Raw genomic sequence first — 18093 nt, 5'->3', positions numbered from 1 at the left:
CGTTACTCGTCGAGCTTCGCCTGCGCATCGGCCTGCACCTGGGCGAGCAGCACGTCGATGTCGGCGTTCTGATCGGTCAGGACGGTCTGCACCGCGGTGTCGAGGAGTGCGTAGACCTCCTGCGTCTTCACCTTCGGCTCACCGACCGGCGTCTGGTCCCAGATGCGGTCGCTGAACGGTGCCATCTGGTCGACCGGCACGTTGATGTAGTCGGCGATCCACTCCTGCGATTCGTCGTACAGCTCGCGGCTCAGCACCGGCAGCAGCGGGGTGCCGACGGCCTGACCGGACTCGTTCAGGGTCTTCGCGTCGAGGACAGCCGCGTCCTCGTCCATGAGCTTCTGCATGTAGTACCAGTCGATCCAGGCCACCGCTGCGGCCTTCGTCGTGTCGTCGACCGTAGGGCTGATCACGGCGATGTCGCCGCCGCCGAGAGTGCCGGGGTCATCGCCCTCCATCGGCACGACCGTCATGCCGTAGATCGCCGAGTCCATGCCGAAGTCCCGCACGAGCGCGGTGTAGATGTCCGAGCCCGAGGTGTACATGCCGATGTTGCCGGCCGCGAACTCCTGGTTGATGGTTCCCCAGTCGAGGTCGACCTTGGAACCGAAGGCGTTGTCCTCCCACTTCACGTCGTGCAGGAACTGCAGCGCGGCCTTGGTGGCGTCATTGTCGATCGTCGACTCCGCCGTGCCGTCACCGTTGTCGGTCTGCGTGCGGCCGCCGCGCGCCACCGTCTGCGAGGTGAGCTGCCAGCCGCCGGTGTTGTTGATCGCCATCTGCGCGTAGCCGGCCTTGCCCGTGGCATCCGTGATGGCCTTGGCGGCCTCGCGGATCTCGTCCCACGTCTCCGGCGGGTTGTCGGGGTCGAGCCCGGCCTGCGTGAACAGGTCGCGGTTGTAGTGCAGGGCTGCCGCATAGGCCTGGCGCGGGAAGCCGTAGATCTTGCCGTCGTCGCCCGTGACGCCGTCGAGGATGATCGGGTTGAACTTGTCGGTGTAGCCGAGCTCGTCGATGGCGTCGGTGACGTCCATCAGCTGGCCGTTCTCGAGCAGCGTCTTGGAGTCGGTGAACGGCACGGTGAAGACGTCGGGCAGGCTTCCGCCGGCGAGCTGCACGGCGAAGGTCGGCCCCTCCCACTCGTACTCGACACCCACGATGTCGATGTCGGGATGCTCCTTCTCGAACTGCTTCTCCTGTTCGGCGAACGCCTCATAGGCGGCAGCATCCGCTCCCGGGGGGAACGTCGCGACCCGCAGCTCGGTCTTGCCGTCGGCACTGTCGTCGCCCCCGCTCGACGTGCAGCCGGCGAGCGCGCCGACCGTCGTGAGCACGGCGACGCCGGCGACGAGGGCTTTCATCGGTGACTTCATTGTCTGTGTCCTTCCATGTGGTGCTGATCGGGTGGTGCAGGGCTAGTCGGTCGCTCGCGACGAGCGCCCGGGGACGGCTCGGAGCGCGAGCCAGGCGGTGGAATCCGGGGGCAGCTCACCGTCGAGCGGGGCGCTGGCGAGAAGCACCTCGTGATGCGCGGGGAGAGGCACCGGCACGGCACCCAGGTTCGTGATGCTGACGGTGCCGTCGCCGCGGCGGAACGCGAGGATGTCTGCTCCGAGCTCCAACCACTCCAGGTCGCTGCCGGTGAAGTCGGCGATCTGCGCGCGCAGGGCGATGGCCGCGCGGTACAGGTTCAGAGTCGAGGAGGGGTCGGCATCCTGCGCTTCGACGGTGAGTGTCGCCCAGTCGTCCGGCTGCGGAAGCCACGGGGTGCCGCCGAAGCCGTAGGGGGTCGCCGTGCCCGCCCAGGGCAGCGGAACCCGGCATCCATCGCGTCCCGGATCGACACCCCCGGAACGGAAGTGCATGGGGTCCTCGATCGCGTCGAGCGGCAGCTCCACCTCGGGCAGACCGAGCTCGTCGCCCTGGTAGATGTAGAGACTGCCGGGGAGCGCGGCGACGAGCAGCGATGCCGCGCGGGCCCGACGCGCGCCTCGAACCGCGTCCGTCGGGGTGCCGAACCTCTTGCGCTCGAACGCGAACGACGAATCGGCCTGCCCGTAACGGGTGACCGGCCGCGTGACGTCGTGATTCGAGAGCACCCAGGTCGCGGGGGCACCGACGGGCGCGTGCTCGGCGAGGGTGCGCGTGATGGAGTCACGCATCGCCTGAGCGCTCCACGGCTGCGTCATGAACCCGAAGTTGAAGGCGGTGTGCATCTCGCCAGGGCGCAGGTAACGGGCGAAGCGCTCCCCGTCGTCGAGCCAGACCTCTCCGACGAGCACGCGCTCGCCGTCGTATTCGTCGGCGACGGCACGCCAGTCGCGGTAGATGTCGTGCAGTTCGTCGCGGTCGATGTGCGGATGCCCCGAGGCCGGTGCCGTGCCGGCGGGGAGGTCCGGCAGCGCCGGGTCCTTGACCGGGAGGGCCGCCGAGTCGATGCGCACCCCGGCGACACCACGGTCGAACCAGAAGCGCAGGACGTCTTCGTGCTCGCGCCGCACATCGGGGTGGTTCCAGTTGAGATCGGGCTGCTGCGGTGTGAACAGGTGCAGGTACCACTCCCCCGGGGTGCCGTCCGGGTTCCGCGTGCGCGTCCACGTCTCGCCCTGAAAGCTCGACACCCAGTTCGTCGGCATCTCCGCGCCGGCCGCGCCTCGACCGGGATGGAACCAGAAACGCTCGCGCTCCGGGCTCCCCGGTTCCGCCGCCAGCGCCTGCTGGAACCACTCATGCCGGTCGGAGACGTGGTTCGGCACGATGTCGACGATGGTGCGGATGCCGTACTCGAGCGCTGCGGCGATCAGCTGCTCCGCCTCCTCGAGCGTGCCGAAGCGCGGATCGATGAGCCGGTAGTCCTGCACGTCGTAGCCGCCGTCGGCGAGCGGGCTCCGGTACCACGGCGTGAACCACAGGGCGTCGACGCCGAGGCTCTTCAGGTAGGGCAGCCGTGAGCGCACGCCGGCGAGGTCGCCGATCCCATCACCGTTGCCGTCCGCGAAGCTGCGCACGTACACCTGGTAGATCACCGCAGTGCGCCACCATCCCTCGCCCGTGGGCATGGTCAGCGTGCGTGCGGGTGCGGCCGTGCGCAGAACGTCGGTGTCCACGGAACTCCTCGTCGTCGGTGGCGATGAGTCGAATGTAGCTTTCTCCAACGTTCCACGCAAGAACTAAACAGATTGTTGGAATTTTGCAATGCCTTGCAGGCGCACAAAAGACCGCACCTTCCGGGTGTCGGTCAGACCAGCGGCCCCGTCGAGGCGCGCAGCACCAGCTCGGGCTCGAACAGCAACTCGTCGCTCGGCTGGGAGGTGCCGGCGATCTGCGCGAGCAGCAGCGCGATGATCGCGCGCCCCATCGACTCGATCGGCTGCCGCACCGTGGTCAGCGGCGGTTCCGTGCAGCTCATCAGCGCCGAGTCGTCGAACCCGACGATGCTCACCTCTCCCGGCACCGACAGTCCCGCGCGCCGTGCGGCACGCACGGCCCCGAGTGCCATCGGATCACTCGCGCACACGATGGCCGTGGCGCCGGCGGCGAAGAGTCGCGCCGCCCCGGCCTGCCCCGACTCGAGCGAGTACATGCCGCGCACGACGAGGTCGTCCGAGAGCGGCGCTCCGAGCTTCTCGAGCAGGCGGCGCGCGGACTCGAGCTTGCGCTGGGAAGGCACGTGATCCTGGGGGCCCAGCAGCAGCCCGATGCGGCGATGCCCCAGCTGGTGCACGTGCAGGACCGCCTGCTCGGCCGCAGCCGCATCGTCGGTGGAGACGGTCGCGAACTGCAGCTCGGGGACGCGGGCGTTGACGAGCACGGTCGGCAGGTTCACCTGTCGCAACCGCTCGTAGTGCTGGTGGGCGGCATCCGCCTGCGTGTAGTTACCACCGAGGAAGATCACCCCGGACACCTGCTGCGCGAGGAGCAGGTCGACGTAGTCCGATTCGGTCACCCCGCCGGCGTTCTGGGTGCACAGCAGCGGGGTGTACCCGTTCTGCGTGAGTGCGCCGCCGACGATCTCGGCGAAGGCGGGGAAGATCGGGTTCTGCAGTTCGGGCAGCACCAGGCCGACCAGACGCGCGCGCTCGCCGCGCAGCTTCGTCGGGCGCTCGTAGCCGAGCACGTCGAGGGCGGTCAGCACCGCTTGGCGCGTGGCATCCGAGACGCCCGGCTTGTCGTTGAGCACACGGCTGACCGTGGCCTCGCTCACTCCGACCTTGCGCGCCACCTCGGCGAGTCGCTTCGACATGGGGTCAGTGTACGCAAGTTCTTGCAAGAACGCGCAAACGGGTTGCGCTGATGCAGTCGCGACTCAGCGGACGTTGCCGTTGGAGCAGGTCTCCTGAGCCGCAGAATTGCCCTTGATCGAGTCCGGCAGCGCCACGACGTTGTCCGGCGTCGCCGAGGGATCCGGCGTCGCTTCTTCGACCGGCGCCGTCGGCTCCTGCACGACCACACCGTCGTTGCTGTTGTTCTGGTGGGTGATCTGCAGCTGCGCGTTCGCCTCGATCGCATCCCAGAGCGCCGCGGCCGCTTCCTCGTTGGGCACGACCTTGTTCGGGTCGGCATAGTCGGCACCGGTCGGGTACTGCACGAAGACGATGTCCTCGAACGGAACCGACTTCACGGCGAGCGCGATCTGGACGAGCGTCATCGGGTTGTTCGCCAACGACGTGCTGGCCTCGAGGTTGCTCAGCGCCGTGTTCGCCAGCTTGAGCATGACGGGCACGTTGCCCAGCACCTCGCCGCTGATCATCTTGCGGGCGAGGCTCGACATGTACTGCTGCTGGTTGCCGATGCGGCCGAGGTCGCTGCCATCACCGACACCGTGACGGGTGCGAAGGAACTGCAGCGCCTGAAGGCCCTCCACGGTGTGCGTTCCCGCGGCCATGTCCAGACCGGTGTAGCGGTCCTTGATCGGGTTCGCCAGGCACACGTCGACGCCGCCGATGGCGTTGGTGATCTCGATCACGCCGCCGAAGGTCACGGATGCCGCGAACTGGACCTCTTGGTCGGTGAGTTGGGAGATCGTCTGGACGACACAGTTCAGGCCGCCGTCCGTGTAGGCCGTGTTGAGAGGCTGCTTGCTCATCGCCGAGTGCACGTTGCCGTCTTCGTCCGTGCACTCCGGGATGGGGAGCATCAGATCGCGCGGGAAGCTGACGACGGTGATCCGGCGGGGCTCCTGCGACACGTGCACCAGAAGGTTCACGTCGTTGAGTGTGCCCTCGGCGTCTCCCCCGGTGCACCGGTCACCGAAAAGATCTTTGTACTTCTCTTCACAGGTGTCGACACCGGTGAGGACGAGATTGAAGCCGCTCTCGTACTCGCCGATGTCCGGCGGGATGACTTCCTGGCCGTCCAGGTCGACGGCGTTCGCCGCGACGGTGCTCGAGAAGTCGTACGCAATGTAGAAGCCGACGCCGAGACCGCTGACGAGCACCACGGCCAGGCCGATCGCGATGAACCTCAGCAGCTGGCCGAGCGGGCTCGGGGTCTCGAGTTGACCGTGTCGCGCGATGGTACGGCGGCGTCGGGTGTTGTCGCTCACTCGGACCCTTTCGGATTCAGCGCCGGTGCGGGGTCACCGTGCTCACTATGCGGAGGGTGTGGGATTCGAACCCACGAGACATCTCTGCCCACTGGTTTTCAAGACCAGCTCCATCGGCCGCTCGGACAACCCTCCTCGACAGACGCATCTGTCGACAAGGCGTGAGTCTAGCCGAGTTCTATTCTCCCGCGCTGACCTGGGCGGGCGCTGGAAGCGTGTCGAGCGCCTGCGCCAGCCCGCCGTCCTCGACGTCGGCGGTGACCTCGCTCGCGGCTTCCTTCACCTCGTCCGGAGCCTGCCCCATCGCCACGGCCCGTCCCTCGAGGGAGCGTGCCCAGCCGAACATGCCGATGTCGTTGCGCCCGTCGCCGGCCACCAGGATGCGTCCGCCGTCGAGACCGAGCTCGGTGCGCACCTGCTCCAGCGCGGTGCCCTTGTCCACGCCCTGCGGGGCGATGTCCAACCACGCGGTCCACCCGATCGCGTAGGAGACCTCGTTGAGGCCGGCATCCGCCACCAGGCGATGGAAATCGTCTTCGTCATGCCCGGGAGAGACGACCACGATGCGGGAGACCGGCAGCGCGCCGAGTTCGTCGAAGTCGACCTGTCGGCCGCCGTCGAGCGTCCAGTCGTCGAGCTGCTCGGTGAACAACCTCTGCCCCGAGGCGAGTTCGACCATGTACCGAGCGTCCGGAAGACGGTCGCGCAGCAGTCCGAGCACGGGAGTCGGGTCGAAGGTCTCGACATTCCAACGCTCCCAGTCGTCACCGTCGCGGCGCATCGTCACGGCACCGTTGGAGCACACGACGTAGTCGGCGGTGAGACCGAGCTCCTCGACATAGCGGCGCGTGGCCATCCAGCTGCGTCCGGTCGCGATGGTCACCACGTGTCCGGCATCGCGCACGCGCGCGACCGCCTCGGGCACACCGGGGCTCATGGTCTCGTCCTGCAGCAGGATGGTGCCGTCGACGTCGAGTCCGACCAGCCAGTGCCCCGTCATCGAGCAGCCCGCCCGTCACCGAGCGGCAGGATCACTTCGAGCCCGCCGAGGTAGGGGCGCAGCACCTCGGGCACACGCACCGATCCGTCGGCCTGCTGATGCGTCTCGAGCAGGGCGACGATCCAGCGCGTGGTGGCGAGCGTGCCGTTGAGGGTGGCCACGTGCTGCGTCTTCGCCGCACCTGGAGCGGCAGTATCCGTCGCATCGACGACCGGACGGTGCCGGACGTCGAGTCGGCGTGCCTGGAAGGTCGTGCAGTTCGACGTCGACGTGAGCTCGCGGAACGCTCCCTGCGTCGGCACCCACGCCTCGATGTCGTACTTGCGTGCTGCGCTCGAGCCGAGATCGCCCGCGGCGACATCGATCACACGGTAGGAGAGTCCGAGGGAGGTGAGCATCTCCTCCTGCAGCGCGACGAGGCGCAGGTGCTCCGCCTCGGACTCCTCTGCGGTCGTGTAGACGAACATCTCGAGCTTGTTGAACTGATGCACCCGGATGATGCCGCGGGTGTCCTTGCCGTGCGAACCCGCTTCGCGGCGGTAGCAGGTCGACCAGCCCGCATAGCGGAGGGCGCCGTCGGCGAGGTCGACGATCTCATCCTTGTGGTACCCGGCGAGCGCGACCTCGCTGGTGCCGACGAGGTACAGGTCGTCGTCCTTGTCGAGGTGGTAGACCTCGTCGGCGTGCTCGCCGAGGAACCCGGTGCCCTGCATGATCTCGGGGCGCACGAGGGTGGGCGTGATCAGCGGCACGAACCCGTTCTGCAGAGCCTTGTCGAGAGCGAGGTTCATGAGGGCGATCTCGAGGCGAGCCCCGATGCCGCGCAGGAAGTAGAAGCGCGCGCCGGAGACCTTCGCTCCGCGCTCCATGTCGATCGCGCCGAGGAGCTCACCGAGCTCGAGGTGGTCGCGCGGCTCGAAGTCGAATGCGGGCACCTCGCCCACCCGACGCAGTTCGACGAAGTCGGCCTCGCCGCCGGCGGGGACGCCGTCGATGACGACGTTCTCGATCCGGGCGAGTGCGGCGGCGGCGGCATCCGCAGCCTCGTTCGCCGCATGCTGCGCCTGCTTCACACGGTCGGCGAGGTCCTTGGCCTGCGCGACGAGCGCGGCCTTCTCCTCTTTGGGGGCCTTCGCGACCTGCTTGCCGAACGCGTTCTGCTCGGCGCGCAGTTCCTCGAAGGCGGAGAGTGCGGCCCGGCGCGATCGATCGGCCTCGAGTGCGACGTCGACGGTGCTCTGGTCGTTTCCACGGGCAGCCTGTGAACGGCGGACGATCTCCGGGTTTTCGCGGAGGAGTGCGAGGTCGATCATCTCCCAAGTCTACGGTGCCGTACCGACGGCGAATCCGGATGTCACACCCTCGCCGCTGCGTCGTCTTCCTCTGCAGAGGTCGGCATTCGGTCGACCCAGGAAAGGAACCCCATGACCATCCCCGTGACCTCCCTCGACCAGCTGAACCTGGCGTTCGCCGACCGGTTCAACGCCCGCGACCTCGACGGCCTGATGGCCTTGAACACGTCGGACGTCGTCTTCGTCCCTGCGCCGGGAACGGCCGTCACGGGCACGGCCGCCGTGCGCGGCGCGCTCGAGCAGTTCCTCGGGCTGAACCTGCCCATCTCGATGCGTGTCCGTCACGTCTTCGAGAGTGCCGGTACCGGACTCGCGATCGCGGACTGGACCATCACCGGCACGGGTCCCGACGGTTCCGAGATCGCCCTCGCGGGCACCACGGCCGATGTCGCGGTGCACGACGAGGTGCACGGCTGGCGGTACGCCGTCGACAACCCCTTCGGCACGGCCTGAACCTCTCGGGGCAGGTCCGACGATCGGGCCTCCCTCAGCCGTCACCCATGCCTGTCGTGCGGCAGGCCCGCAGCGCCTTGCGTGCCCGCGAGATCCGTTGCCGCGCGGCTGCGGGCTCGATCCCGAGGCGTGCTGCCACCTCGTCCGCGGAGAGACCGTCGACGACGGCCAGCAGCAGGGGCTCACGGATGGCCTCCGGCAGCGAATGCAGAGCCTCGAGCGCGCCGTCGAGGAACACGCGGATCTCCACCGCGGCATCCACGCCCGTCTGCTCGCCGGCGGTGTCGTCGTCGAGAACGGCCTCCGGCCGGCGCGCACGCTGCCGGGCCAGGTCGATGGCGACGTTCCGCGCGATGGCGTCGAGCCAGGAACATACGCGGCCGGGTTCCGGTGTCTCGAGATGCGCGACCGAGCGCCAGGCGCGCAGCAGGGATGTCTGCGCAGCGTCTTCGGCATCCGCAGCGGGTACCCCCAACGAAATGCTGCGGCGACGGAGTCGGTCGGGTTCCGCCGTGATCAGTCCGGAGAGCACCGCGCGGGTCGCGTCGTCGGAACCATCGTGCATCCGGATGCTCCTCGTCCTCGCGACCGGAATGGCGCGGTCCGTTTGTGACCGACCCGGGCGCGTCCCGGTTTAGAGTAGCGCCATGACCACCAGCGCCCCCGTTCAACGACAGGCGGCGCTCATCTACAATCCGATCAAGGTCGACGGCAAGCATCTGCGTGCGACGCTGCGTGATATGTCCCGCGAGGCCGGATGGGATCACCCCGCCTTCTACCCGACGACCATCGAGGATGCCGGGCAGGGTGCGACGGCTCATGCGCTCGCACGCAACGTGGATGTCGTGCTGGTCGCCGGCGGCGACGGCACCGTGCGCGCGGTCTCGGAGGCGATCGCGAACTCAGGAGTCGCCCTGGCGATCCTGCCGAGCGGCACGGGCAACCTGCTCGCGCGCAATCTCGGCCTGCCGCTCGCCGATCCGGCGGAGATGATCCGTGCGGCGCTCGGCGACTTCCGCCATCCGATCGACATCGGCCGGGCGCGACTGACCCGTGAGAACGGCGAGGAGGAGGAGCACGCGTTCGTGGTGCTGGCCGGCATGGGGCTGGACGCCGACATGATCGCCAACACCCGCTCGGATCTGAAGAAGTCCGTGGGGTGGATCGCCTACGTCGACGGAGCAGCCCGCTCCCTCCCCCGCGCGAAGCCCTTCCGCGCCGTGTACCAGGTCGATGAGGGGCGGCTGCATTCGCACCGTGCGTACAGTCTGCTCTTCGCCAACTGCGGCACGCTTCCGGCCGGTATCGCCCTCATCCCGGACGCGTCGATCACGGATGCCGCCCTCGACATCGCCGTCATCCAGCCCACCGGAATGCTCGGCTGGTTCGCGGTGTGGCGCAAGATCTGGTGGGACAACTCCGTACTGCGGCGCTTCCGCGCGGGGCGCCGTGTGCTCGAACGTCGCGGCAAGAACGCGTCGGTGCACTTCTTCCACGGGGCCGCGGCCGAAGCCGCCGCTCCGACTCCGATTCCGATCGAGCTCGACGGCGACGAGTTCGGCGCCGCCGTGCGCATCACGTGCTGGGCCGACCCCGGTGCGCTGCTGCTCGCGCTGCCGCCCGGCCACCCGGTTCACATGCTCTGAGGCGGAGCGGCGCCCGTCAGCGCTTGCGTCGCTTGTTCACGATGATCACGCTGATCCCGGCCAAGAAGACGAGCGTGGCCCAGAAGATCTCCACGGTTACCCGTAGGAGTCAGCGGACCTCGACCGTGCCGTCGAGTCCCCCGCCGACCAGCGTCAGCGTGAAGGTGCCGTCGTCGTCAACCGTGTCCTCCCCGAACGCGAGCAAGGTCGCTCGGGGTGCCATGTCCATGGTGCAGACCTGGTTCTCGTCGGTCACGAAGTACGCGGTTCCGGTGTTTCCCGCGCCCTCGAGAGACTCGATCTGCGGCAGGCAGCTCGAAGATCCCCAGGTGAGCAGCACGAGGCCGTCGTCGTCGAGCCAAGCGGCGGACGGCTGGAACTCGGTCGTGCTTCCCGGTGTGCCGGTGGCGGCCGGGTCACCGTCGATGTCGACGTCGTCGGTGAGGTCGCCGTAGGTCACGTTCAGGGTGATGTCCGACTTCGGGTCGACGCCCTCCGGCAGCGCGCCGAGGCTCGCCCGCGGAGCGAGATCCTTCGTGCACGGCTTCGGCGATTCGCCCTCGGGGTCGACGAGCGTCACGGTGACGGTCTGCCCCTCGGCCGTGACCTGATCGACCTGCGGCACGCATGTCGACGAGCCCACCGTGATCACGGCGAACATGCGTCCATCGTCGAGCAGGGCGCCCTCGAAGTCGTTCTGGTCATCCACGTCTCCCGTGTCCGGAGCCGGCGAACTCGACGGGGCGTCGGAACCGGGGCCGGCGGTGCATCCCGCGACGAGAAGTGCTGCGGCGACGAGGCCGACGACAGAAGCGAGGGGACGAAGCGCAGAGGTCATGCTCACAGGGTAGCCCGCGGGCAGATCCCCCGGAAAGCCCGGATGGCCTGCGACGACTACTGCAGGGCGGAGGTCAGGCGGGCGAGGTTGTCGAGCACGGTCGAGCGCAGCGGCTGCTGCATCCACTCCTCGAGTGTCAGCTCACGGCTGAGGGAGCGGTACTTGTCCTCGACCTCGCGCATCTCCGTGACGAACTCCTCGCCGCGCACCAGCATCGAGACCTCGAGGTTCAGACCGAACGAGCGCATGTCCATGTTGCTGGAGCCGATGACGGCGACCTCGTCGTCGATGGTGAGCGTCTTGGTGTGCAGGATGTACGGCTTGCGGTACATCCAGATGCGGACACCGGCCTTGAGCAGCACCTCGTAGTAACTCCGCTGGGCGTGGTAGACCATCGCCTGATCGCCCTCTTCCGAGACGAAGAGCTCGACGTTGACGCCACGATCGACGGCCGCGGTCACGGCGAGCAGCAGCGCCTCGTCGGGGACGAAGTAGGGGCTGACGATCATGATCTTCTTCTTCGCGGCATACAGCAGCCCGAGGAAGAGGCGCAGGTTGTTCTCGACCTCGAACCCGGGGCCCGACGGCACGACCTGGCAGTCGAGGTCGCCGGAGCCGATGTTCGCGTGGGCGATGTCGATGCCCTCGAGCACCGTGTCGGTCTCGCTGTACCAGTCGGCGACGAAGATCGCGTTCACGCTCAGCACGACCGGGCCGTCGAGGCGGACCATGAGATCGACCCAGTGCAGCCCGCGCTTGATGTTCTTCGGCAGGTTGTATGTCGAATCCGTGATGTTCTGCGATCCGAGGAACGCGATGTTGCCGTCGACGACGAGGAGCTTGCGGTGATTGCGCAGATCAGGGCGCTGCATCTTGCCCTTGAGCGGCTGCACCGGCAGCATCAGGTGCCAGTCCGCCCCCATCGCGTTGAGTCGGGCGATCGTCTGCCGATACCGGGGCTTGCCCTGGTTGGCCCAGTGATCGAGAAGCACCCGCACCTCGACGCCACGGGCGCACACCTCTTCGAGTGCGCGGAAGAAGTTGTCCGTCGCCGTGTCCGACTGGAGGATGTAGAACTCGACATGCACGTATTCCTGTGCGGTGCGGATGGCCTCGGCCATCTCGTCGAGCGACTCCTGGTAATCGGAGATCAGGTGCGCGCCGTTGTCACCGGAGAGCGGCAGCGCTCCGAGCTTCTGATTCATCTGGACGATCGGACCGAACCACGCGGGAGCGTTCGGGCGCAGCGTTCCGAAGTGCAGGTGCTCGCTCGTCTCGGCGATGTACTCGTTGATCTGGTCCTGCTTGCGCCGACGTGCGCGCGGTAGGCGCGGGTTTCCGATCAGCAGGAAGAGGAACACTCCGACGAACGGGATGAAGAACACCGCGAGGAGCCAGGCCATCGCGGCGGTCGGACGCCGATTGCGCGGGATGACGATGATCGCCGTGACACGGATCGCGATGTCGAGCACCAGCAGGAAGGCGGCGATCCACCAGCCCCAGGTCTCCGCGGTCATCGTGCACCTTCCCCACCGCGGTGACGATCACCTCGGGTGCGCGCCGAGGTCGGCACGCTGGCTTCACAGTAGCGGATGGGTGGGACTCAGACGCGCGGCGGAAGGCCCCGTGCCGCGCGCTCCTCCGCCTCGATCTGCGCGTGGACCTTGCGCTCCGTGCGGTCGAAGCGGAGGATGCCGCGGAGCACGAAGACGAACACGATGCTCACTCCGATGGTCGGCAGAAGCGACCATGCCGCGGCGAGCCAGAAGTTGTCCATCACCCCATGGTACGCGAGCCACTCCTCGTGCACACCGCCGCGCATTCAGGTTCCGCGTCCACAACTCGGCTTTTCCGCCCCCGTGAGATCGCTGCTCCGAAACACTCTCGGCATGACAACACTGCTGCGCGCCACCGATTCCGCCGCCTTCCTCGGCATCGTCCCCGCTCTCGCGGGCTTCACCCCTCGTCGAAGCATCGTGCTGCTGCCCTTCCGCGGCACACGCACCGACGGGGCCATGCGACTCGATCTGCCCTCTGACGGGACCGACCTCGCGTTGTACGCCGACGCCGCGGTCGGCCTCGTCGCCCGCGTCCAAGGGACCGATGCCGTCGCCGTGGTCGTGTACACGGACGAGCCTTCGCACGCCACCCGCGACGGCCTCGTCCTCCCCCATGCCGTGGCCGTCGACGAACTTCTCGGCTGCGCGGAGGACGCGGGACTCCGCGTCGTCGATGCGCTCTGCGTGACCCCCTCCGGGTGGTCGAGCTATGTGGAGAGCGACCCCGACCTCCACTCGCTGGCAGAGATCTGCAGTCCCACCGAGGGACCGACCGCGCCTGGCGTCTCGGAGGACCAGGCTGCGGGGGCTCGACTGCCCGAGGTGGATCTTGCCGAGAAAGAACGAGTGGGGAGAGCGGCACTCGAACTCGCGGCACTGCTCGATGGAGAGGGCAACGGAAAGGGCCGGCTGACCGGACGGGAGAATCCGCAGCTGATCGCCGCGCTCGTGCTGCTCGAAGACGTGCCGGCGTTCTTCGAATCGGTGCTCGCGGCCCCCGATGCTCTTCCGTCGTACGCGACCGCGACGCTGCTGTGGTGCCTGGAACGTCCGCTGCTCCGAGATGTCGCGATCGCGCAGTGGGCGAGCGACCTCGCGGGAGGCGTCCGCGCGCTCGACGCGCAGACCGCGTTCGCGAAGTCCGGCGAGATGGTCCCCGACGAGCTCGGACGGTTGTTCCTGGGGCAGGGGCCCGCCCCGGACCTCGATCGGCTCCGCCTCGCGCTGTCCGTCGTTCGCGAGGCAGCAGCGCGGGCACCCCGAGAGGCCCGACCTGCACCTCTCACCGCGGCGGCCTGGCTGTCGTGGGCGCTGGGGCGAGCCACCCACGCCGCCCGCTATCTGGAACTGGTCCGCGAGATCGACCCGCGATACTCGCTGGCCGCCCTGCTGGAGACCATGATCGCCGGCGCGATGCTTCCGGAATGGGCGTTCCGTCGACGCTCGGCGGCATGACCGCCAGCTTCGGGGACTACTTGACGAGCGGGAAGAGAATCGTCTCGCGGATGCCGAGGCCGGTAATCGCCATCAGCAGACGATCGATCCCCATGCCCATACCGCCGGACGGCGGCATGCCGTGCTCGAGTGCCCGCAGGAACTCTTCGTCGACCGGCATCGCCTCCACGTCGCCGCGCGCGGCGAGCTTGGCCTGCGCCTCGAACCGTTCGCGCTGGATCACCGGGTCGACGAGCTCGGAGTATCCGGTCGCCAGCTCGAACCCCCGGATGTACAGGTCCCATTTCTCCACGACGCCGGCGATCGAGCGGTGCTCGCGCACGAGAGGCGACGTGTCGACCGGGAAGTCCATCACGAAGGTCGGGCGGACCAGGTCGCCCTTCACGAAGTGCTCCCACAGCTCTTCGACGAGCTTGCCGTGGGTGGCCTGCGGAGGAAGATCGACGTCGTTCGCCTCGGCGAAGGCGATGAGGTCCTCGACCGAGTCCTGCGGTGTGACCGTGCGACCGGATGCCGCCGAGAGCGACTCGTACATCGAGATGCGGTCCCAGTCCCCGCCGAGGTCGTACTCGGTGCCGTCGGCCCAGGTCACGGTCGTCGAACCGGCAACCGCGATCGCCGCCTTCTGCACGAGCTCCTGCGTGAGCGCGGCCATCTGGCTGTAGTCGCCGTACGCCTGGTAGGCCTCGAGCATCGCGAACTCGGGGCTGTGCGTGGAGTCGGCTCCCTCGTTGCGGAAGTTCCGGTTGATCTCGTACACACGCTCGATACCGCCGACGACCGCACGCTTCAGGTAGAGCTCGGGCGCGATGCGCAGGTACAGCTCGGTGTCGAACGCGTTCGAGTGCGTGATGAAGGGACGTGCGGAGGCGCCGCCGTGCTGCACCTGCAGCATGGGGGTCTCGACCTCGAGGTAGTCGTGGCTCGTGAACGTCGCGCGCAGGCTCGCATTCACCGCGGCACGGGCACGCACGGTCGTCCGTGCCTGCTCGCGGACGATGAGGTCGAGGTAGCGGCTGCGCACACGCCCTTCCTCGCTGAGCTCGGAGTACGCATTGGGGAGCGGGAGGATCGCCTTGGAAGCGATCGCCCAGCCATCGGCCATGACCGACAGCTCTCCACGGCGGCTGGAGATGACTTCGCCATGCACGAAGACGTGGTCACCCAGGTCGACGTATTCCTTCCAGTCCGCGAGCGACTCCTCGCCGACGTTCGCGAGCGAGATCATCGCCTGGATGCGCGAGCCGTCACCGGCCTGCAGGGTGGCGAAGCAGAGCTTGCCCGTGTTGCGGCTGAACACGACGCGACCTGCGACACCGACGACGACACCCGTCTCGGCGCCCGCCTCGAGCTCGCCGTACTCGGCGCGCAGCGCGGGAATCGTGTGCGTGACCGGCACGCCGACCGGGAACGCTCCCCCACCGGCATCCGTGCGCTTCTCGATCAGGCGCTCACGCTTGGCGAGGCGCACGGCCTTCTGCTCATGAACGTCCTCTTCGAGAGAAGGGTCGGTCGAGGCCGATTCGGGCGCGGCAGACGCGTCAGTCATGTGGGGGCTCCTTGGAAGTCCCTCCCAGTTTACCGAGGCGGCGTGCCGGCTCAGGGCGCATGCTGGGTAGCCTCGAAGAATGGCCCTTCCACGGATCCTCCGCGCGTTCGCCGTCCTCTCGCTCGCGGTCGCTGCGATCGCCGCTCCCGCCGCTCCCGCCGCAGCCGCTGCCGCCGACGGACCTGGACTCGCACCGCAGGTACGCGCCGCGGAGCCAGGCGACGTGGGCGACTTCTCGTATGCATCGTGGGATGCCGTGTACGAGGTGGGGCTCGACGAGGAGGGCCGCGCGCGGATGCACGTGACCGAGACCTTGGTCGCCCGCTTCCCCGAGACGGACCAGAATCTCGGCATCGTCCGCGGGCTCGCGACCTCGTACGAGGGGGCGAGCACCGAGACGCGGGTGCTTTCCGTGACCGATGACGACGGTCAGGAGTTGCCGTACGAGACCGACGAGGAGGACGGGCTGCTGTACGTGCTCACCGGCGACGACGACACCTACGTGCACGGCCTCACCACATACGTGATCGAGTACGAGATGCGCGACACGGTTCTTGCGACGAAGCCGGCCGCAGGGTCTTCGACGCCGGCAGTGGACGAGTTCTACTGGAACCTCCTGCCGCTCGACAGCACGCAGCCCATCGAGCGGTTCCGCACCGACATCGTGCTCGATCCCGAGCTGGCGGCCGCGCTCACGGGATCCACGCGCTGCTACACGGGGCCACCGGGATCGACCGACGAGTGCGATCTGCAGGGGCCGACCACCGACCGTGATGCAGCGACGTTCCATGTCGAATCCGGAGAGCGACCAGCCGGCGACGGGGTCACCGTGGCCATCGGTTTCGAGCCGGGCACAGTGACACAGCCCCTCGCGCGCACACCCGACCCGGTCGGCGACGTCGCTCCGTTCGTCGCGGCCGCGGGAGCTGCAGGCCTGACGGTCGGCAGCTGGTTCGCCGTCTGGGCGTTCCGCCGCCGACGCCGAGTGGCCACCGGCATCGTCGTGGCGCAGTACGACGTGCCGGACTCCCTGCCCCCGCTCATCGCGGCGACGGTCATCACCGGCGCGAAGGACGTGATCCCCGCCGAGATCGTGCACCTCGCCGTGCGCGGAAGCCTGCGCATCGAAGAAGGCGTGGAGGCCGAAGAGCCACGCTTGCGCCGCCTCCCGGGGGTGGCGGCACCGGACGAGCTGGATGCGGAGGCACTGCACGCGCTGTTCCTCGACGCCGACGCCGACGGGGTGGTCGATCTGCCCGCCGCCGATGAGGCATTCGCCGCCCGCATGACCGCGCTGCAGCAGAGTGGGACGACCGCAGCGGCATCCCGTGGCTTCACCGAGAGGGTGCGAAGTCGTGGCGCCGTGATCGTGCAGTGGTGCGCGATCGGTGTCGCGCTGATCGGACTGGGCCTGGGAATCTGGGCAGCCACCAGCGGCCGCCTCTCGGCGATCCCCGCCCTCGTCGTCATGTCGTTCGTCGCGTTCCTCGTGTTCCTGTCGAGCGTGTACGCGTTCTCGAAGCACACGGTCCTCACGGCAGAAGGAGCGCGCACCTCCGAGTACCTGCAAGGGGTGAAGGAGTTCATCCGGGTCGCAGACGCCGACCGTCTGCAGATGTTGCAGTCCTACAGCGGCGCCGAGCGCCGTCAAGACGGCACGGCCGATGTCATCCACGTGTACGAACGGCTCCTCCCCTACGCGATCCTCTTCGGCATGGAGGACGAGTGGGGCGACGTGCTCGAACGTGCCTACGCGCACGAGCAGCGAGGAGCGTCCTGGATCGGCGACCCGACCTCGTTCGCCCTTCGCATGCAGCTGGCGTCGTTCATGGCGTCGTCGCAATCTGCGGCGACGTACTCCGCACCATCAACCGGCGCCTCGTCGAGTGCCGGCGGATCGTTCGGCGGCGGGTTCTCCGGTGGTGGCGGAGGCGGAGGGTTCTCGGGCGGACGATGAGCCGCCGGCACGGTCAGATCAGTGGCGGGGCGTCGGATGCTTCGCGCAGCGCACGCTCGACCGTCGACTGCACCAACGCCGACAGGTAGCCGCCCGGGTTCTCCACGCCGAGCTCGCGCAACCGGGCCGTCGACTGGCCGATGATCGACCGCGAGAACTCGGTGGCCGTCGCGATCGCGTCCGCATAGGCCGGGCGATCCGCTTCGGCGATCACGACCGGCTCGCAGCCGATCTCCACGGCGAGCGCCTGGGCGATCGGCAGCACCGCGGCAGGAGCCGTCACCGCGGCGAACCCCGCCTGCAGCTGGCGCAGGTCGATCGAGGTCCCGGTGAACGTGATGGCGGGGTGCACGGCGAGCGGGATCGCGCCGCGCTCGGCGGCCGGCCGCAGCACGTCGATGCCGTACGCGGGATCCGTGTGCAGCACGAGCTGCCCGATCTGCCAGCCCCCGACCTCGGCGATGCCGGCGACCAGTGACGGCAGCTGCTCGGAGGGAACCGCGATGACCACGAGCTCGGCTCGACGCACGACCTCCAGCGCGTCGAGCACGGGCACATCCGGCAGCACGGCAGAGGCGCGCTCGTCATCGGAGCCGCTCGTGATCCCGATCACCGCGTGCCCCGCTCCGCCGAGCGCCGCACCGATCACCGGACCGACACGTCCCGCGCCGATGATGCCGACGCCGAGACGCCCGTCCCGCGCCACCGTCACTCCTCCGGCTGACCCGACGGTGCGGGC

The 18093-nt window shown here is 68.4% G+C and carries 16 protein-coding genes and 1 tRNA gene; 4 read left to right on the top strand and 13 right to left on the bottom strand.

The genetic code is table 11. The features are described from left to right. Nucleotides 1–2: 2 nt before the first annotated feature. The 7 genes from GZ67_RS0103390 to serS form a co-directional block, all read right to left on the bottom strand. Nucleotides 3–1373 (bottom strand): ABC transporter substrate-binding protein, encoded by a 1371-nt coding sequence (locus GZ67_RS0103390; protein ID WP_029263740.1) that lies wholly within the window; start codon nt 1371–1373, stop codon nt 3–5. 42 nt (nt 1374–1415) lie between these two features. Continuing rightward, on the bottom strand, nt 1416–3059 hold the full coding sequence (locus GZ67_RS0103385) for a glycoside hydrolase family 13 protein (protein ID WP_051662314.1): 1644 nt from the start codon (nt 3057–3059) through the stop codon (nt 1416–1418). 179 nt (nt 3060–3238) lie between these two features. Continuing rightward, a complete protein-coding gene (locus GZ67_RS0103380) occupies nt 3239–4243 on the bottom strand; it encodes a LacI family DNA-binding transcriptional regulator (protein ID WP_029263738.1) in 1005 nt (334 codons plus the stop codon). Nucleotides 4244–4306: 63 nt separating this feature from the next. Beyond that, a complete protein-coding gene (locus tag GZ67_RS0103375) occupies nt 4307–5545 on the bottom strand; it encodes an LCP family protein (protein WP_029263737.1) in 1239 nt (412 codons plus the stop codon). Between the two features lie 50 nt (nt 5546–5595). Then, nucleotides 5596–5680: transfer RNA gene (locus tag GZ67_RS0103370), tRNA-Ser, on the bottom strand. Nucleotides 5681–5723: 43 nt separating this feature from the next. Beyond that, nucleotides 5724–6545, bottom strand: a complete 822-nt coding sequence (locus tag GZ67_RS0103365; protein ID WP_029263736.1) for an HAD family hydrolase — start codon at nt 6543–6545, stop codon at nt 5724–5726. Further along, complete coding sequence (gene serS, locus GZ67_RS0103360) at nt 6542–7858, bottom strand: serine--tRNA ligase (protein ID WP_029263735.1); 1317 nt, start codon at nt 7856–7858, stop codon at nt 6542–6544. The genes GZ67_RS0103365 and serS overlap by 4 nt, the downstream gene beginning before the upstream one ends. A gap of 111 nt (nt 7859–7969) precedes the next feature. Here serS and GZ67_RS0103355 point away from each other — a divergent pair, with 111 nt between their 5' ends. Further along, nucleotides 7970–8350, top strand: a complete 381-nt coding sequence (locus GZ67_RS0103355; protein ID WP_029263734.1) for a YybH family protein — start codon at nt 7970–7972, stop codon at nt 8348–8350. Between the two features lie 34 nt (nt 8351–8384). Here GZ67_RS0103355 and GZ67_RS0103350 read toward each other — a convergent pair whose 3' ends face one another. After that, entirely contained in the window at nt 8385–8915 is a 531-nt protein-coding gene (locus tag GZ67_RS0103350; RefSeq protein ID WP_029263733.1) for an RNA polymerase sigma factor, read from the bottom strand. 82 nt (nt 8916–8997) lie between these two features. Here GZ67_RS0103350 and GZ67_RS0103345 point away from each other — a divergent pair, with 82 nt between their 5' ends. Next, nucleotides 8998–9996, top strand: a complete 999-nt coding sequence (locus GZ67_RS0103345; protein WP_029263732.1) for a diacylglycerol/lipid kinase family protein — start codon at nt 8998–9000, stop codon at nt 9994–9996. 109 nt (nt 9997–10105) lie between these two features. On the opposite strand, the gene GZ67_RS0103340 is transcribed toward GZ67_RS0103345, so the two are convergent. The 3 genes from GZ67_RS0103340 to GZ67_RS20725 all read right to left on the bottom strand — a co-directional run bounded on the left by GZ67_RS0103340 (nt 10106) and on the right by GZ67_RS20725 (nt 12611). Further along, nucleotides 10106–10834: a hypothetical protein gene (locus GZ67_RS0103340; protein ID WP_029263731.1), complete on the bottom strand. Its 729-nt coding sequence runs from the start codon at nt 10832–10834 to the stop codon at nt 10106–10108. 56 nt (nt 10835–10890) lie between these two features. Then, nucleotides 10891–12351, bottom strand: a complete 1461-nt coding sequence (cls, locus tag GZ67_RS0103335) for a cardiolipin synthase (RefSeq protein WP_029263730.1) — start codon at nt 12349–12351, stop codon at nt 10891–10893. 86 nt (nt 12352–12437) lie between these two features. Then, nucleotides 12438–12611, bottom strand: coding sequence for a hypothetical protein (locus tag GZ67_RS20725; protein ID WP_168380830.1), 174 nt, complete (start codon nt 12609–12611; stop codon nt 12438–12440). A gap of 112 nt (nt 12612–12723) precedes the next feature. Here GZ67_RS20725 and GZ67_RS0103325 point away from each other — a divergent pair, with 112 nt between their 5' ends. Further along, the gene (locus tag GZ67_RS0103325; RefSeq protein WP_029263729.1) at nt 12724–13848 is read left to right on the top strand and encodes a DUF4192 family protein; all 1125 of its coding nucleotides are present in this window, start codon (nt 12724–12726) and stop codon (nt 13846–13848) included. Between the two features lie 16 nt (nt 13849–13864). Here GZ67_RS0103325 and lysS read toward each other — a convergent pair whose 3' ends face one another. After that, on the bottom strand, nt 13865–15397 hold the full coding sequence (lysS, locus tag GZ67_RS0103320; RefSeq protein ID WP_029263728.1) for a lysine--tRNA ligase: 1533 nt from the start codon (nt 15395–15397) through the stop codon (nt 13865–13867). A gap of 79 nt (nt 15398–15476) precedes the next feature. Here lysS and GZ67_RS0103315 point away from each other — a divergent pair, with 79 nt between their 5' ends. Further along, on the top strand, nt 15477–17354 hold the full coding sequence (locus tag GZ67_RS0103315) for a DUF2207 domain-containing protein (RefSeq protein WP_029263727.1): 1878 nt from the start codon (nt 15477–15479) through the stop codon (nt 17352–17354). Nucleotides 17355–17367: 13 nt separating this feature from the next. Here the strand turns inward: GZ67_RS0103315 and GZ67_RS0103310 are convergent, their stop codons facing one another. Continuing rightward, nucleotides 17368–18060 (bottom strand): DUF2520 domain-containing protein, encoded by a 693-nt coding sequence (locus GZ67_RS0103310; protein WP_029263726.1) that lies wholly within the window; start codon nt 18058–18060, stop codon nt 17368–17370. Nucleotides 18061–18093 lie beyond the last annotated feature (33 nt).

It is taken from the genome of Microbacterium sp. Cr-K20, assembly GCF_000708325.1.
Taxonomy (GTDB): Bacteria; Actinomycetota; Actinomycetes; order Actinomycetales; family Microbacteriaceae; genus Microbacterium.
This window is presented reverse-complemented; position numbering and strand designations above follow the sequence as displayed.